This is a genomic window from Massilibacteroides sp., from assembly GCF_028705895.1.
Classification (GTDB): Bacteria; Bacteroidota; Bacteroidia; order Bacteroidales; family Tannerellaceae; genus Massilibacteroides.
The window spans coordinates 42,776-58,433 of sequence record NZ_JAQWCQ010000018.1; the positions used below are offsets into that span (position 1 = coordinate 42,776).

The following is a 15,658-nucleotide window of genomic DNA, read 5'->3' on the forward strand; positions in this document are numbered from 1 at the left end:
GGTGTTATGCGTAAACTGCTCGAGTTTTTAGTCAGCAAAAGGCATTGGTTCTTATTTATTTTACTGGAGGTTATCTCGTTTGTATTCGTTTATAGAAATAATGCGTATCAAAGGAATATAATCTTTAGTTCAGCCAATGTTGTGACCGGACATATCGCTTCGATTTCGGGTTCAGTAATATCCTATATGAATCTTCGCGAGATAAATCGTGATTTGTCGGAGAAGAATAGCCAGATGGAGATGGACTTGCTTAGGTTGCAAGAGGAACTTGAAGATCTGAAAGCGGATACTGTTTCTTTTAAAGGGGCTGTTTCGGATTCGACAGAACAATTATTTCCTTTTGACTTTGTGATGGCGCGGGTGATATATAACAGTATAAGTTATGTGTCAAACTACATTACCATTAATAAAGGAAAGAACGATGGCATAGCTCCTGACATGGGTGTTATTTCAGATCGTGGTGTTGTTGGTGTCGTATCTAAGGTGTCTGATAATATGGCACTCGTAATTCCGGTGCTTAATCCGAAATTTAATCTGAGCTGCAAGGTAAAAGGGAGCAATTATTTTGGATCGATGACCTGGAACGGCCGTAGTATTCAATATGCTAATCTGGAACAATTACCGAGGCACGTCGAATTTGTACAGGGAGATACTATTGTTACCAGTGGCTTTTCGACTATTTTCCCGTCTGGTATTATTGTAGGTACAATTGCTTCTTTTGAAAAAGAAAAAGACGATAATTACTTTTCATTGGAAGTGAAACTTTTTACTGATTTTTCATCGCTCAGCAATGTTCGGGTATTGCGCAATTACAGACAGAAGGAACAAAAAACTCTGCAAGAGGAGGTGAGACGAAATGATTAATAATATAATAAGAGGAATAGCTTATTTTGTAATTTTTGTGTTAATACAGATATTAATACTGAATAACATACACTATCTAAGGATAGCTACTCCTTTTTTATATCTTTATTTCCTGATTAAGATTCCGGTTGGTATATCCCGGTCGAATCTATTATTGATCTCATTTGCTACAGGCCTGATAATAGATACTTTTTCAAATACTCCCGGAATGCATGCGGCTGCTTGTACTTTTGTCGGATTCTTCAGATCGGGATTAATTCGTTTTTTTATAGGTAAAGAGTTGCTTGAAGGGGCATATCCTTCCTATAGCGTGTTCGGCGTAGGAGGATTTTTACGCTATGTGATTTCTTTTGTATTATTACATCACATCGTTTTATTTCTTGTCGAATCTCTGACACTATTTGATCCTATATACCTTATTCTGCGTATTCTCTCCAGTACACTCTTGAGTGTTATTCTGATAGCTATTGTTGAAGCCTTTAATATGGAGGCCGTTAAAAGTGGAGAATAAAGCAAAATATAATCTTCCTGACAGACAATATGTGTTGATTGCAGCAATTGTGATTGTTGTAGTTATCTTTATAATCCGACTGTTTTATTTACAGGTTCTTGACAATGATTACAAGACCTGGGCGGATAATAATGCATTTCTGAATAAAACGCTTTACCCGTCAAGAGGATTGGTTTATGACCGTAACGGCAAGTTGTTGGTCTATAATCAGCCTGCCTACGATGTTATGCTTATTATGCGTGAAGTTGAACCTTTTGATACGACTGATTTCTGTAGCATATTGGGGATAACGAAAGACCTTTTCCTAAAACGGATAGAGGAGATAAAGGACAGGAAACAGAATCCCGGTTATTCATCCTATGTTCCTCAGGTTTTTATGAATCAGCTGTCAGCGCAGGAATATGGTGCGTTGCAGGAGAAACTATATAAATTCCCTGGCTTTTATATTCAGAATCGTACGATTCGAGAGTATGAGTATCCGTATGCTGCGCATGTGCTGGGAAATGTAAGCGAGGTGAGTAAAAAAGATATTGAAGCTGATGAATATTATGTGCGCGGAGATAATACGGGGCGTACAGGTGTGGAACGTTTCTATGAGAAAGAGTTACGGGGTGAAAAAGGTGTCGAAATATTGCTTCGCGATGCTCACGGACGTATTAAAGGACGTTATGAAGAGGGAAAGCATGACCAGGATCCTGTGTCCGGTAAAAATCTGACTTTATCTATCGACATTGATCTTCAGGCGTACGGAGAACAACTGATGCAAAATAAGTTGGGAGCTATCGTTATGATTGAACCCAGCACTGGAGAGGTGCTTTGTATGGTTTCATCTCCAACCTTTGATCCGGGTAAATTAGTCGGTAGAGAACGCGGTAAAAACCATAAAATACTCAGTAATGATCCGAACAATCCTCTTTATGGACGGGCATTTATGGCTGCTTATCCTCCGGCATCAACATTTAAGCCAACTCAGGGGCTTATCTTTCTTCAGGAAAAAGTGATTACGCCTCAAACATTATATACTTGTGCGCATGGTTATCCGTATCGCAACGGTAAACCGGCTTGTCACTGGCATGCATCTCCACTTAACCTTGTTAGTGCCTTGGCTACCTCTTGTAATTCTTATTTTTGTTGGGGATTACACGATATGTTAGACAGTCGTAAACGTTATCCAAGTGTGCAGGAAGCTTTTGAGGTTTGGAAAAATTACCTTGTATCTATGGGGTATGGCTATAAACTCGGATTAGATCTGCCGGGAGAGAATCGCGGCTATATTCCGAATAGTATGACGTACGACAAGGTATATAAGAAAAGGTGGAATTCAAGTACAATTATATCAAATGCAATCGGGCAGGGAGAGATATTGGCTACTCCTTTGCAGATTTGTAATCTGGCAGCAACTATTGCCAATAAAGGGTATTTTATTACACCTCATGTAGTGAAAGGAATACAAGATATGTCTTTAGATACTCTTTATACAAACAGAAGATATACATCTATTGACAATAAATATTACGATATTACTGCTGAGGGAATGCGTATGGCGGTCTTATCGGGAACTTGTTATGGAGCATCAATCCCGGATATTGAAGTCTGCGGAAAAACGGGAACTTCTCAGAACAAGGGGAAAGACCATTCTGTCTTTATGGGATATGCTCCTTATGATAAACCGAAAGTAGCAATTGCTGTTTTCGTAGAGAATGCCGGATTTGGTGCTACTTATGCTGTACCTATTGGACGGTTGATGTTAGAAAAATACCTGAAGGGAACTATTCCCGAATCCAGCCTATACATAGAACAATATGTAAAAAACACCGTAATCACTCCGACAAATGTATATTAGGAAAACAAGCATATGGAAGTCGATCGACTGGATAACCATCATCTTCTATTTGTTGATGATTATTGCCGGATGGTTCAGTATTTGCGGAGCAAGTTATGAGTATGACAGTATGAGCTTGTTTGATATTGCCGGACGTCCCGGTTCTCAGTTGCTCTGGATGGGCTTATCTGTTGGTATTATCTTTGTTATTATGATGCTGGAAAAGGATCTTTTTGATGTTTTTGGCTATCTGATTTATTTCATTATAATTCTACTTCTGATTGCTACCATATTTTTTGCCCCCGAAATAAAAGGTTCAAAATCCTGGTTAGTCCTTGGCCCGATTCGTTTACAGCCCGCTGAGTTTGCGAAATTTGCTACGGCTTTAGCTGTTGCTAAGTTTATGGGGCAGTACAATTTCAAATTGATGACCTTTAAGAATTTCAGCACAACGTTACTGCTGATCTTTTTACCCATGTTCTGTATTCTTATGCAACGTGAAACGGGTTCAGCTCTTGTTTATCTGTCCTTCTTTCTGGTGTTATATCGAGAAGGGATGTCCGGAAAAGTTCTTCTGATAGGTCTGTGTGCCGTTTTGTTTTTTGTTACAAATATGAAATTCTCTGAAGTGGTCGTCGGGATAACTCCTTTGGGTGAATTGATTGTAACAGTGATGATTTTGGTTATTACGGCTTTGCTGACTATTACCACAAGCCGGAAAAAATATATGTTGTATTGGCTTGGAGGGGTAATCGCTATTGCATTTCTTCTCGCATACGGCATTTCGTTTCTTCTTCCGGTTAATTTCTATTGGATAGCCTTCGGACTTACCCTCTTACTGGCCGGTTATCTTCTTTATTTATCCATTCGAACCTGGATGATGAAGTATGCTCTGATCGCCTTCTTCGCTTTAGGCTCACTCTTATTCCTTTTCTCTATTGAATACGTATTTAATAACGTTTTGGAACCTCATCAGCAGGTTCGCATAAAGGTTTCACTTGGCTTGGAGGACGATCCGACGGGTGCAGGCTATAATGTGAATCAATCTAAAATTGCAATTGGTTCGGGTGGATTGACAGGGAAAGGCTTTCTCAATGGTACGCAGACGAAATTGAAGTACGTTCCCGAACAAGATACCGATTTTATTTTCTGTACAATAGGAGAGGAGCAAGGTTTTGTAGGTTCTACATTGGTGATATTACTTTTCGGAGCGTTTATTATTCGGTTAGTACAATTAGCCGAACGTCAAGAAACGGACTTCGCACGCATCTATGGCTATAGTGTAGCCTCGATCTTTTTATTTCACCTGGTGATTAATGTAGGTATGGTGTTAGGACTTACTCCAGTGATAGGTATCCCTTTGCCTTTTTTTAGCTATGGTGGCTCTTCGTTTCTGGGATTTACTATTCTTCTTTTTATTTTCCTTCGTTTAGATTCGTCGCGGCGGGAGCGTTAACTGATTTAGATACTCTGAACCCTAACTCCTGTATTCCTTTTAATTGGTCATTTCGCATTCCCTGTCTGAAACTAAAGGTATATTGCCCTTCATGTGTGAAATAATAATTTGTCTTTAGAGGAATGCTTAATTGGAATAAAGAAATACCTTTACCATACCACTTACCGAACTCGTCTGCAAGCATACACTCAATAGTGTCTCTTTTGATCGTTCCTACCGGCCGTTCTTCACTGCTGAAAAGCCAGAGATTCTGATAAGGATATTGATTATTGTTTCTTATTTCTAAAGTAAGGTCATAGGGAACTGTAATATCTTTTACCATGAATGTAAAATAATACTCTTTATCCTTTCCCCATACGGTATTCTCTATGATCTGATATTGATCATAGAGAACATCGTATTGACAGGCAAAGAATACCGTTCCGATAAACAATAGAAGAGCAGTTTGCTTAACTTTCCTGATCAGGTGAAGATGGCGCATTCTTTGTTTTAGGTTTGTTGTTGTTCAACTCTTTTCCGCTTTTGTCATCAGGTCTTCGTTTCGGACGATTACCTCTGTTTAACGGAGCCTTTTTACTTTTCCCATTTCCGTTTTCCTTGCCTTCTTCAACGGACTCCCCTTCCTTTTGAGGCTTCTGAGGTCTTTGCTTTACTTTTATAGGAGGAGCTAAAGTTGTTGACGGCGCTTCTCCGTTTTCTTTACTTTCCGGCGATTTATTCTTGTTTTTCTTTTTCTTCTTTTTAGGTGTGGAAGAATCAAAGCGAGTTACACTATCTTGCCCGAGAATGTCCATGGCATCCCGTTTCGGGGGCTGAGGTTTAGCATCGGCTTCTAAGGCAACCGGCTTATTCCCTTTTTTATTCATGTTGATAATGTCAAAAGCACGATTTGCCGGTATTGTGACTAAGTTGGCCGCAAAAGATTTATCCGTTGAGTAGGTAATCTCACGTTTGAATATATCTGTTTTAAAATGATAATATGAATTATCTTTTGTCTCCAGTACGACTTCACGCGAAGGTAATCGCTTCTGCGCCTCTACATAAGCATCCACTTCATAGTTGAGACAGCATTTTAATTTGGCACACTGGCCGGCCAGCTTTTGCGGATTCATTGAAATATCCTGATAACGAGCAGCTCCGGTTGCTACCGAAACAAAGCTTGTCATCCATTTGGAGCAACAGAGTTCGCGTCCGCAAGGGCCTATCCCACCAATTCTTCCCGCTTCCTGACGCGCTCCGATTTGTTTCATTTCTATACGTACTCTGAAATTCTCGGCTAATACTTTGATTAGTTGACGGAAATCTACGCGCTCATCCGCTATATAATAAAAAATGGCTTTATTGCCATCTCCCTGATATTCGACATCTCCGATTTTCATATTTAACCCTAATTCAGCAGCAATCTGTCGTGAACGGATCATCGTAGCATCTTCTTTCGCTTTGGCTTCATTGTATTTTTCAATGTCGGTGGGTTTTGCCAAGCGGTAAACCTTCTTTGCTTCTGCTTCTTCCGGAACGCGGACATTATTTTTTTTCATCTGTAAGGTGACAAGCTTTCCCGTCAGAGTCACCGTGCCGATATCATGTCCGGGACTGGCTTCTACGGCAACCACATCTCCTTTTACTAAAGATAGTTTAGAACTGTTCAGGTAATACCCTTTTCTGGTATTCTTAAACTGCACTTCAATGAAGTCCGTCGCCTTTTCTGCATCCGGAACATCACACAGCCAGTCGTAAGTATTTAATTTATGATCTTGCTTTTTGCAGCATCCTTTACCACTCATGCCGCAACAGCTTCTATATTGTTTGAATTCCATTTGTTTTGTATAAAAAATATATATAGTATATGTTGAATATACAAAATTAGTCAATAATTTGTATTACGTGGTATGATGTTTACTGAAAACGTGTTGTCGGAGTCTAAAACAAAACAATCCCAACAACTTGTATTTAAGTTTGTTGGGATTGTTTTTCTTCTTTGTAAGAAGGAATCTGCGATCTCTTTTTCTATAAAAGTAAAGATATTATAACCATTCTTTCATGAAATCTTCCATTTCAACGGCATGTTCTTCAAGACTTTGCAATAGTTTAAACTGCGCCTTAGTCCGGATAAGATTATGTTTCGGACTATGAATTTTATAATACGTATCTCCGTTTATATAATCAGTCAGGAAACGTACCGTCTGCATATAAGTTAATAACCTCCCTCCATAAGGCAACATGCTGATCTCGATTGGAGTGAGGAATGCTTTTGCTGTTTCCATATATCCACGCGTATAAGCTTTGAAAATATCCATGTTCACATACACACGATCAAGATTTTCATCATCTTCAGCTCCCGCATTAGCTCCTGTACGGATAAAGTCACCTATGTCAGACAATACGAAACCGGGCATAACCGTGTCTAAATCAATAACACATAAGACCTTGCCGTTTTCATCGAACAAGATGTTGTTTACTTTAGTATCACAATGGTTTGTCCGTTTCTTCAATTTGCCTTCGCGATATAATTCCTCCTGAATACACATCGCTTTAGCCCGTTTCTCGATTTCATCTACTAAAGATTGAACTTCATTTAAACGGCCGGCTGCATTTTCTTTGATCGCATCATGAAATTGTTGAAGCCTGAATTCCATGTTGTGAAAATTAGGAATCGTTTCACCAAGCGCACCTTCCGGTAAATCAGACAACATAAACTGGAAGTCTCCGAATGCTTTACCCGCTTCATACGAAAGTTCAGGAGTGATTTCTTCAAAACTCCGGCTGCGAGGGATAAACAAACATACACGCCAATAGTTTTCACCATCGTAATAATATAATTTCCCATCTTTAGTAGGCAGGAAAGTCAAGACCTTACGATCTATATCTTTCTCACCATGTTCCTCTAACTTTTTACGAATATGCTTAGTTACTTTATCGATATTCCCCTGAAGCATATCCACATTCGTGAATATATGATGGTTGACACGTTGCAGGATGTACCTTATTTCTCCTGAATCGGTTACAACTTTCAGTGTGTCATTAATGTGTCCGTTTCCAAACGGCTCAATAACCTCTACCGAACCTTCTATCGGAAAGTGGGAAAGGATTTCTACGTACTGTTCTTTTGTTTTAGACATGGTATTTTGTTTAAGTTAAGCTATTACTTAATTCGCAAAAATAACAAAAGGCTTTCTTATTTAAGAACAGATCGGTGAAATATAATATCCCGATATCCGTATATCATCCTTTTTTTTAATTATTTAAGCTTTCGGATTAAACCTTTTACTTTCTGATTGTCTTATATATATAAAGATTGGTGTTTTTAGTTTTTAAGATTATGAAGATTAGTAGGTTTTTAATTATGCTGGGGATTGTCTCTCTTTTTGGAGGACAATCCCTGTTTGCTCAGGAAAAGAAAGAAGAAAAAGCCCGGCTAATTAAAGAATTAATTGATGCCGGTAATTATACCATAGATGTTGATCGGGCACTGCCGATGAGTGGCCGTTCCGTTAATCTGACTTCTTCGTACAGTGTTGAAATAAAAGGAGACTCTATTTACTCACACCTTCCTTATTATGGGCGAGCATATTCAGTTCCATATGGAGGAGGCAGTGGCTTGATGTTTAAAGAACCGGTGACGGATTATAAAATGGCCTATGATAAAAAGGATAAAGCAACCATTACGTTTACTTCTCGTTCCGATGAAGATCGATATGAGTTCAGAATAGAAGTTTATTTAAATGGTACGGCTACGATCTTTGTACAGCCCGTAAATCGTCAAAGCATTACTTATCATGGGGATATCCTGCTGAAGGAGGAGTAAACAAACGACCCTGAAACGTTTCTCTCTCCGCAAGTCGCTTATGGACTTTTGCTGTAAATTCATAGTTTTTTAATCCCCAGTCGGGAGCAATCAGTAGTTCCTTTGGAGATTGAGATACAAACCTCTCTACAATAATAGAGGGGTTTAATTTTTCAATAAAATCGATGACCAGATCAATGTACTCATCTACGTCATAGAGGTGGAAATCTTCCGGTTTCTTTGAAAAATCGTATGCCATCTTTGTGTGACGTATTAACTGCAATTGGTGAAGTTTGAGAGTTGTCAGCGGTAATGCTGATAAAACCTCTGCATGATGTATTATTTCTTCTCTGCTTTCACCCGGCAATCCCAATATCATGTGCGCCCCGGTATAGATTCCTTTAGCAGCTGTTCTACGTATCGCTTCTTCAGACTCTGCATGGGTATGACCGCGATTAATCAATTCCAATGTACGGTCTAATGTGCTTTCCAATCCATATTCAATCATCAGAAATTTCTTCTTTGCCAGTTCGGCAAAATAGCAAAGCAATTCTTCCGGCATACAATCAGGACGCGTACCGATGATTAATCCGGCCACATTCGGATAGGAGAGCGCCTCTTCGTATTTGGGGATTAGTTTGTCGAAACGTTCATATGTGTTAGTATAAGCCTGAAAATAGGCAAGATATTTCATGTCTGCATATTTCCGGGAGAAGAAGGTAACCCCTTCATCTAATTGTTCTCCTACTCCTTTTTCAGTATGACAATATTCCGGACTGAACGTCTGATTATTGCAATAGGTACATCCTCCGCGTCCTTTTGTTCCGTCTCGATTGGGACAGGTAAAGCCCGCATTTACTGAAATTTTCTGAACCTTATAGGGAAATGTTTTTTTCAGGAAATCCCCGAAATCATTGTATCGTTTAATCTCTTCTGCCACGACACAAAGATAAGTTTCTGCAGCTTAAATACAATGTTCCGAATGCAAAAACTATTCAGTATATAATTCCCGCATTCGATTCAGATCAACCCCCAACTGATTTGTCAGGTATTTCTCCATTCCTCCATATTCATTGTCAATTACGTCGAATGCCCCAAGTATGTATTCTTGGCGTACCTCAAACAATGGCTTTAATATAGGCATACGGGCTGTCAAATCTGCATATTTATCTTTCAGACATTCATTCGTGAGTAGATAATCATTAATAATAGTCTCCCGGTCAACACCGAGAGAAGCGAGAAACAGAGCTGCAGCAAATCCTGTCCTGTCTTTACCGGCCGAACAGTGGAATAGGAGCGGAGATTTTTCGCCATCCATTAATATCTCAAAAAACCTTTTATAAGTATTCTGACTCTCTCTCACAAAATATTTATTAATATCCACCAATGCCGTTTCAGCAAACTCAGGAGTCATTTTTTGAAAAGAAAGAATATTTCCGGTTTCAACAGGTAAATGAAACTGATTTATTATAGATACTGGATATTTGTCCGGAGCAGATCGTATTTCTTCCGAATGACGAAAATCAACATAGGATTTTAACGGTATAGCCTCAAAGCAAACAAGATCTTTATCTGTCAATAAGTTCAGATCCCCGGATCGGATTACCTTTTTCCACTTGACCGTTTTGTTATCAGCTGCCTGATATCCGCCTAAATCACGAACATTATAAGCTCCTTCTATTGGAAGAATACGTGACGGCTCTTCGGCGGGATCGTTTTTATAAGAACACGAGTTAAACATAAGTGATAAGATAATGAATTTAAGTTTCAGATAAGTCTCTAAAGCTTAGATCAAGCTTTTTTCTTTTTTGTGTTATCTTTCTTTGCTAAAACAAAAACCTGATAGACAAAATCTGAAATCCATTGTTCCGAGTATCCAAGAGATTCCTGGTACTTACGAACACTCCAGGCTGCTTTTTGTATGGAAATATCACTCCATTCCGATTGAGTCAGAATTTTATGTATGGCTTTATTTACGCTTTTGCGCAGCATGCCGTTAAAAAGCATCGACAGTCGGAAACGAATATTCATCATCTTCTCCATAACAGCAAACAACTCGGTGTTGAATCCCTGAAATTTATAGAAATAACCGTTTACGTCGTTCTGTGTTTTACAGTTTTTCTTAATAGAGCGATCTATTTCCTTGAAAAAATCTTCACTCAAATCATAATCTTGCATTAAAACCTTGCGCGCTCTTGCTTTTTCTGCCACTCCGAGTTTTCCTCCCTGCGTTGGGATCTTCAGCATACGCTTAAACAAGGCCATGTCGGGGAGCATATTCAGGTTTGTAATGCCAAGCTGAGTAGCAATCACTGCCTGATAATAAACACGAATAAGTGTCATAAACTCTTCCGTATGATTAGATGAAGGTTGTTCCGTGTCTTCTGTTCGTTTTTTGAAAATCTTGGAAAATAGTCCCATGTTATATGTTAAGTTAGTTTATATATACAATTGATGCGGACAAAATTAACAGTATTTTTTCAATATCTTTGTCCTTCCCCTGAATTCTTAGGGACTATCTTGATTTAAAGCTGGTATTAAATGAATAAAAAAGAAACTGAAGAACATCCATTAGGCTTTTTTCTTCCTGAAAAAGCAAAAATATTGATGTTGGGTAGTTTTCCGCCTCCACAGTTGCGCTGGAGTATGAACTTTTATTATCCGAACATACAGAATGATATGTGGCGGATTATGGGGTATTTGTTCTTTGATAATAAGAATCACTTTTTAGTAGAAGGAAAGAAAGCGTTTGATGAAGTGCGAGTACGTGCATTCTGTACGGAAAGGGGAATTGCGCTTGGCGATACGGCAGTTGAGATAATTCGTCTGAAAGATAATGCTTCGGATAAATTTCTGGAAGTCGTAACTACTTTTAATCCGGCCGATGTGCTAAGCCGGATTCCGGATTGTAAAGCTATTGTGATAACGGGACAAAAAGCGATGGATACCTTGTTGACTGTAATACCCGCAGAGGAACCTGCTGTAGGTGAGTTTACCTGTTTCGGGTTTATGGGAAGAGAAATGAAACTATTCCGGATGCCTTCTTCTTCAAGAGCTTATCCCAAACCAGTTGAAGAAAAGGCTAAAAGTTATGCCGGAATGTTTCATGAATTAGGTATGCTATAAAATCATTTCCCTAAAGTAACGCCGAGTCGGAGACCCAATACCGGATAAAGCCCTTTGTAGCCAAACCCGAAAATGGAATCGAACATCGGAATTTCATCGTTGTAAAAACTATGCGTATAGCCTATACCCATATAAGTGTCAAAAAATATCTTGTTGTAAATTGGGATACCCACTCCTAAATAAATATTTCCTGCTGTTCGGTTGAAGTATTTGTTTACTTTTCCGAATCCATATTCATAGAATGTTAAACCGTCCTCCTCGTATTTATGAATCGTCTGACCATCGTACTTCGTTTGATAATAACCGTAAAACAAATCACCTCCCGCATACATAACTCCCGGAATGAAATAATATTTATACGTTAGGTCAAGTCCTGCTCCTTTAAGTGATTTCAGATAACTATTATAATCAATCGTATTTCTGGTTTCCCAGGTTTCCCTCGTTTTCTCGGGTAGGAAAAAACCGGAAATCCCCACACCAATCCATTGTCTGTCAGAATGTAACTGCTTTTCAAAACTTAACTTATATTCGCCATCAAACAGAAGAGAGGGCTTGGTTGATATAATGTATTTAGGATAGCTGACCTCTTTTTTCTGCGCATGAAGGCAGCCTGTTCCCACTATCAAAACCAAGAAGATTGTAAATGTTGTTTTTAACAGACTATTCATCATGATTCTCCTTTCACTTCTATTTTACTAACGAACTTCATCTCCTCGCCGGTATAGTCTAACTGATAAAAACCACCCTTTGCACTGACCAATAATATCCCGTTCATCGGAATGACATCATATGTGTCTATATTCTGCATCTCGGGAATGTAACTTAGGTCATCTATCCATGCCGGATTAATGGGGTCTGAAATGTCAAAAACTTTGATGCCGGCAGACTTTTCACAGATAAATAATTTATTGCCGTCTATCCCAAGCCCTTTAGGAACATTGAGTTGAAAAGTTGCCTGTAGAAGAGGATTTGTCGGATCTGTAATATCATAAATATCCAATACATTGGATGAACCTCCACACCAGGATCCTGCTGTGTTTAATGTAACATACGCATAATTCCCTGATGCCACAACCGGATCGCAACTTCTGAAGTGTTGCGTGTGAGAAAGAAAGTTTGGAAATGCCGGACGTTTGATGTTGAATATATAAAGCCCGTCCTGAGAACCGATAAGCAATAAAGTATCTCTTGTTGAAATAGTCTCAATTCCAAAGGTTAGATTTTGGTCTTTACCCGGTAAATATCTCGGCGAGTTCGCGTCGGAAACGTCAAAAAGCTTTAAGTTCTGCTGATCCACTGTATATAGATAATCCCCGCTAATTGTAAATCGTGCCATAGAGCCTCCTTTACCTGAAGAACCATCTGGGGAATAAAACCCGTCACTTTCTGAACTACACGCAGAGAAAAATGCACTTAACATTATAAATGCAATAAATCGTATTCTTATATTATTTTTCATCATCTGATTTCTCTTTTATTCCATCCTACTAAAATCAAATCATCCTTCCGATCCCCATAATAGCTATAATTCTGAGGAGAGAGTGGTTCTGGAAAAACGAAAGGAATACGTTCAGTAACTGTTCTCGTTTCCAGATTAAAAGCAACCAGATCCACCGCATTGTCAAGATACAACGTGCTTCCCTTGATTGCCATGTCTATGCAGCCCGGTGCAACAATAAAACCTATTTGTTTAGGAGATGCCGGAGTCGTATTGTCGATTACATGAATACCTTTGTACTTTTCATTAATAAAGATGTAGTGATCTTTAGTGTAAATTTTTCCGGGGTTTTTCAAGTCTCTGCTTTCTTCATTAAAGAAAACTGATTTTTCCAATTCTGTTCGCTTCATAAATACCGGAACATAATCTCCTTCCCATCTCTCATCCCCCGAAGACGAGGTTCCGATTAGTAAAGTACCACCTAAAAGAAGGATTGGTAATAATTGTTTGGCTTTTTTTATCATACTCTTAATTAATTAGGGTTAAGTAACATACTCTGAGTTTCTACAAAAGAAGATGCATAAAGCATAAAAAAAGCTGCCTAATACTTAGGCAACTTTAAATAAAATTCGAAAAAACGATTATCTTTGCAGCCGCAATACGGAAGTAGCTCAGTTGGTAGAGCACTGGTCTCCAAAACCAGGTGTCGGGAGTTCGAGCCTCTCCTTCCGTGCTTCAGGCGTACTCCTCTTTTTTATTAATACAATATAAAAACAAAATGAGATTTATTCAGAAGAAGGCATTTCATATTCCTTCCAGACCTTATATTTCTCAATCTCTCCCCTTATCTGATTCATGCAAAATAAAAATACAGCCGCATCATCAATATACCCTCCGATAGGAATAAAATCGAAAATCAGATCCATTGGAGAAAGTACGTAGAGCAGCGCTGCTCCCGCAGCCGTAATAACATACCAAGGAACCTCCTTATATCTGCCATGATAATAATCATTGATCATGGCAAATATGACCTTAAAATCATTTGTAAACTGAGTCAATTTGTTTTGAGTCTTGAATTTAGACTCAATCTCTTTCTCTTTGTCAATAACTCGTTTTACATCCTCCTCTGAAAACTTTTTCTTTCTTCGTTCTAACTCTGCTTTCGCATTTTCTTCTGAATATTTCCCCATAAACAATTAAATTTCATCTTTAATTATTGACTCAGATAAATTGTTGATGCCTTATTCCCATGCCGAACAAGCTGTCCGGAACGAACTAAAGTATTCAAATCCTTAAGCGCAACATAACGAGAACAAACATTCAGTCCCATGCAACGCGAGCTCTGAATACTCCCCTTAGCTGCAACATAGTTAATAATCCTTTTCAACCGTTCCTTTTCGGTATATACTTTCTTTTCCGAACCCACATACTCAAACCGCATCCTTCTAAGCTCATCGTTTAATTTCACATTACTTCTGAAGTTCACCTTTTTAAAACGAATATTAAGAGCCTGTTTAAATTTTATAGAAATAAAAGGTTAAGAATGTTTCCGTATTAGTCTTCACATGACTTTATTTGAAGTGACGAAACTAAGAATAAAGATGTATCAGACTAATATAACGGAAACAGAGTGGCAATATATAACAAAAGTATTGGATTTGAAAGGATCAAGGAAACGAAAATATGATTTACGCATGATTTGGAATGCGATCTTCTATTTAGTAAAGACTGGTTGTCAATGGCGTATGCTTCCCAAGTACTTTCCTAAATGGGAATCCGTCTATTACTATTACAGGAAGAGGTCCTCTCTTGATGTTTTTGACTTATTGCTTGAGCAATTACGTGGAGACATACGTGTAAAACAACAGCAAAACAGGGAACCAAGCCTTGGAATCATAGATAGTCAAAGTATCAAACGGGGTAATAATTATTCCTTGAATGGAATAGATGGGAATAAGAAAATCAAAGGTATAAAGCGTCATGTGGTGGTTGATAAGAATGATTTTCTTATAGCTGTTATGGTTACAATTGCTAACATCCATGATAGCAAAGCGGCATATTTACTTATGCGTGTATTGAAAGAGCTTTGTTCGGGAGTAAAAGTTCTCTTCGCTGACGGAGGATATAGAGGTGAATTGATTGAAAGCGTGAAGAATAAGTTTGGCTATCTGATCCAGGTTGTGGTAAGCGCTTATAAAGAGCAAGGCTTCAGACCTATTCACAAAAATGTGACGGGTTATTCTCCCTGCAAAGAAAAACACCTCCTGTCGTCTTTGAAAAAGCTTGTCTCTATGCGCTGGAATGCGATCTGTTAAGCAGCAAGTCTCTACAGAAGATCATTGAAAACAAGGCATATGAGCTAAGCGAAGAACAAGAAGACATAAGCAGCAGCAGAGAGCAAAAGCGTGCTTCCCATCAAAATATCCGTGGAAAGCACTATTACAATAATCAAATTCATTAATACCGTATTTACATGGAACAAATCAAAACAGAATTAATGCGCCTCAAGTTATCCGGTATGGCCGGATGCCTCCAAACGCTGGAAGAAACCAGAAGAGTGTATGAGCTTTCTCTTAGTGACGGACTAAAACTACTGATTCAGTCGGAGAAAGACCAGCGGGACTCCAATCGTTACGCCCGCTTGGTTAAGAATGCGG

General features: G+C 38.7%; 18 protein-coding genes, 1 tRNA gene and 1 pseudogene. 9 read left to right on the plus strand and 11 right to left on the minus strand.

Translation table 11 applies throughout. The features are described from left to right. The first annotated feature begins 6 nt into the window (after nucleotides 1–6). The 4 genes from mreC to rodA are packed head-to-tail and all read left to right on the plus strand — an operon-like array spanning nucleotide 7 to nucleotide 4,653. The gene (gene mreC / locus PHT93_RS06530; protein ID WP_300240896.1) at nucleotides 7–864 is read left to right on the plus strand and encodes a rod shape-determining protein MreC; all 858 of its coding nucleotides are present in this window, start codon (nucleotides 7–9) and stop codon (nucleotides 862–864) included. Next, nucleotides 857–1,375 (plus strand): rod shape-determining protein MreD, encoded by a 519-nt coding sequence (gene mreD, locus PHT93_RS06535; RefSeq protein ID WP_300240898.1) that lies wholly within the window; start codon nucleotides 857–859, stop codon nucleotides 1,373–1,375. The genes mreC and mreD overlap by 8 nt, the downstream gene beginning before the upstream one ends. Next, a complete protein-coding gene (gene mrdA, locus PHT93_RS06540) occupies nucleotides 1,365–3,218 on the plus strand; it encodes a penicillin-binding protein 2 (protein WP_300240900.1) in 1,854 nt (617 codons plus the stop codon). Before mreD ends, mrdA begins: the two co-directional genes overlap by 11 nt. Beyond that, complete coding sequence (gene rodA, locus PHT93_RS06545; RefSeq protein WP_300240902.1) at nucleotides 3,208–4,653, plus strand: rod shape-determining protein RodA; 1,446 nt, start codon at nucleotides 3,208–3,210, stop codon at nucleotides 4,651–4,653. Before mrdA ends, rodA begins: the two co-directional genes overlap by 11 nt. Here rodA and gldH read toward each other — a convergent pair. The 3 genes from gldH to PHT93_RS06560 form a co-directional block, all read right to left on the minus strand. After that, the gene (gene gldH, locus PHT93_RS06550; protein WP_300240904.1) at nucleotides 4,613–5,134 is read right to left on the minus strand and encodes a gliding motility lipoprotein GldH; all 522 of its coding nucleotides are present in this window, start codon (nucleotides 5,132–5,134) and stop codon (nucleotides 4,613–4,615) included. The genes rodA and gldH overlap by 41 nt on opposite strands. After that, entirely contained in the window at nucleotides 5,103–6,437 is a 1,335-nt protein-coding gene (ricT, locus tag PHT93_RS06555; protein WP_300240942.1) for a regulatory iron-sulfur-containing complex subunit RicT, read from the minus strand. The genes gldH and ricT overlap by 32 nt, the downstream gene beginning before the upstream one ends. Before the next feature lie 240 nt (nucleotides 6,438–6,677). Then, nucleotides 6,678–7,772, minus strand: coding sequence for an aminoglycoside phosphotransferase family protein (locus PHT93_RS06560; protein WP_300240907.1), 1,095 nt, complete (start codon nucleotides 7,770–7,772; stop codon nucleotides 6,678–6,680). Between the two features lie 200 nt (nucleotides 7,773–7,972). Here PHT93_RS06560 and PHT93_RS06565 point away from each other — a divergent pair, with 200 nt between their 5' ends. Next, nucleotides 7,973–8,458, plus strand: coding sequence for a DUF4251 domain-containing protein (locus tag PHT93_RS06565; RefSeq protein WP_300240909.1), 486 nt, complete (start codon nucleotides 7,973–7,975; stop codon nucleotides 8,456–8,458). On the opposite strand, the gene PHT93_RS06570 is transcribed toward PHT93_RS06565, so the two are convergent. From PHT93_RS06570 to PHT93_RS06580, 3 genes are read right to left on the minus strand one after another with little or no spacing between them, the layout of a single operon-like run. Beyond that, nucleotides 8,421–9,377 (minus strand): TIGR01212 family radical SAM protein, encoded by a 957-nt coding sequence (locus PHT93_RS06570; protein WP_300240911.1) that lies wholly within the window; start codon nucleotides 9,375–9,377, stop codon nucleotides 8,421–8,423. The genes PHT93_RS06565 and PHT93_RS06570 overlap by 38 nt on opposite strands. Nucleotides 9,378–9,428: 51 nt before the next feature. Next, the gene (locus PHT93_RS06575; RefSeq protein ID WP_300240913.1) at nucleotides 9,429–10,178 is read right to left on the minus strand and encodes a tyrosine-protein phosphatase; all 750 of its coding nucleotides are present in this window, start codon (nucleotides 10,176–10,178) and stop codon (nucleotides 9,429–9,431) included. 50 nt (nucleotides 10,179–10,228) lie between these two features. Further along, the gene (locus PHT93_RS06580; protein ID WP_300240915.1) at nucleotides 10,229–10,858 is read right to left on the minus strand and encodes a hypothetical protein; all 630 of its coding nucleotides are present in this window, start codon (nucleotides 10,856–10,858) and stop codon (nucleotides 10,229–10,231) included. A 120-nt stretch (nucleotides 10,859–10,978) separates the two neighbouring features. Here PHT93_RS06580 and PHT93_RS06585 point away from each other — a divergent pair, with 120 nt between their 5' ends. Beyond that, on the plus strand, nucleotides 10,979–11,563 hold the full coding sequence (locus PHT93_RS06585; protein WP_300240917.1) for a uracil-DNA glycosylase family protein: 585 nt from the start codon (nucleotides 10,979–10,981) through the stop codon (nucleotides 11,561–11,563). 2 nt (nucleotides 11,564–11,565) lie between these two features. Here the strand turns inward: PHT93_RS06585 and PHT93_RS06590 are convergent, their stop codons facing one another. Genes PHT93_RS06590 through PHT93_RS06600 form a run of 3 tightly spaced genes read right to left on the minus strand, consistent with a single transcriptional unit; the run spans nucleotide 11,566 to nucleotide 13,525 of the window. Continuing rightward, on the minus strand, nucleotides 11,566–12,234 hold the full coding sequence (locus PHT93_RS06590) for a hypothetical protein (RefSeq protein ID WP_300240921.1): 669 nt from the start codon (nucleotides 12,232–12,234) through the stop codon (nucleotides 11,566–11,568). After that, the gene (locus PHT93_RS06595) at nucleotides 12,231–13,025 is read right to left on the minus strand and encodes a hypothetical protein (protein WP_300240923.1); all 795 of its coding nucleotides are present in this window, start codon (nucleotides 13,023–13,025) and stop codon (nucleotides 12,231–12,233) included. Before PHT93_RS06595 ends, PHT93_RS06590 begins: the two co-directional genes overlap by 4 nt. Beyond that, nucleotides 13,022–13,525, minus strand: coding sequence for a hypothetical protein (locus tag PHT93_RS06600; protein ID WP_300240926.1), 504 nt, complete (start codon nucleotides 13,523–13,525; stop codon nucleotides 13,022–13,024). Before PHT93_RS06600 ends, PHT93_RS06595 begins: the two co-directional genes overlap by 4 nt. 136 nt (nucleotides 13,526–13,661) lie before the next feature. Between PHT93_RS06600 and PHT93_RS06605 the strand changes: the two genes are divergently transcribed. Further along, nucleotides 13,662–13,734, plus strand: a tRNA-Trp gene (locus PHT93_RS06605). A 52-nt stretch (nucleotides 13,735–13,786) separates the two neighbouring features. Here PHT93_RS06605 and PHT93_RS06610 read toward each other — a convergent pair. Beyond that, nucleotides 13,787–14,191, minus strand: coding sequence for a YkvA family protein (locus PHT93_RS06610; RefSeq protein ID WP_300240929.1), 405 nt, complete (start codon nucleotides 14,189–14,191; stop codon nucleotides 13,787–13,789). 23 nt (nucleotides 14,192–14,214) lie between these two features. Beyond that, nucleotides 14,215–14,487, minus strand: a complete 273-nt coding sequence (locus tag PHT93_RS06615) for a hypothetical protein (protein ID WP_300240932.1) — start codon at nucleotides 14,485–14,487, stop codon at nucleotides 14,215–14,217. Nucleotides 14,488–14,566: 79 nt separating this feature from the next. On the opposite strand from PHT93_RS06615, the gene PHT93_RS06620 reads away from it, so the two are divergent. Further along, a complete protein-coding gene (locus PHT93_RS06620) occupies nucleotides 14,567–15,316 on the plus strand; it encodes an IS5 family transposase (protein WP_300240935.1) in 750 nt (249 codons plus the stop codon). 158 nt (nucleotides 15,317–15,474) lie between these two features. Further along, nucleotides 15,475–15,658, plus strand: a pseudogene (locus PHT93_RS06625) (hypothetical protein); the annotation flags it as partial.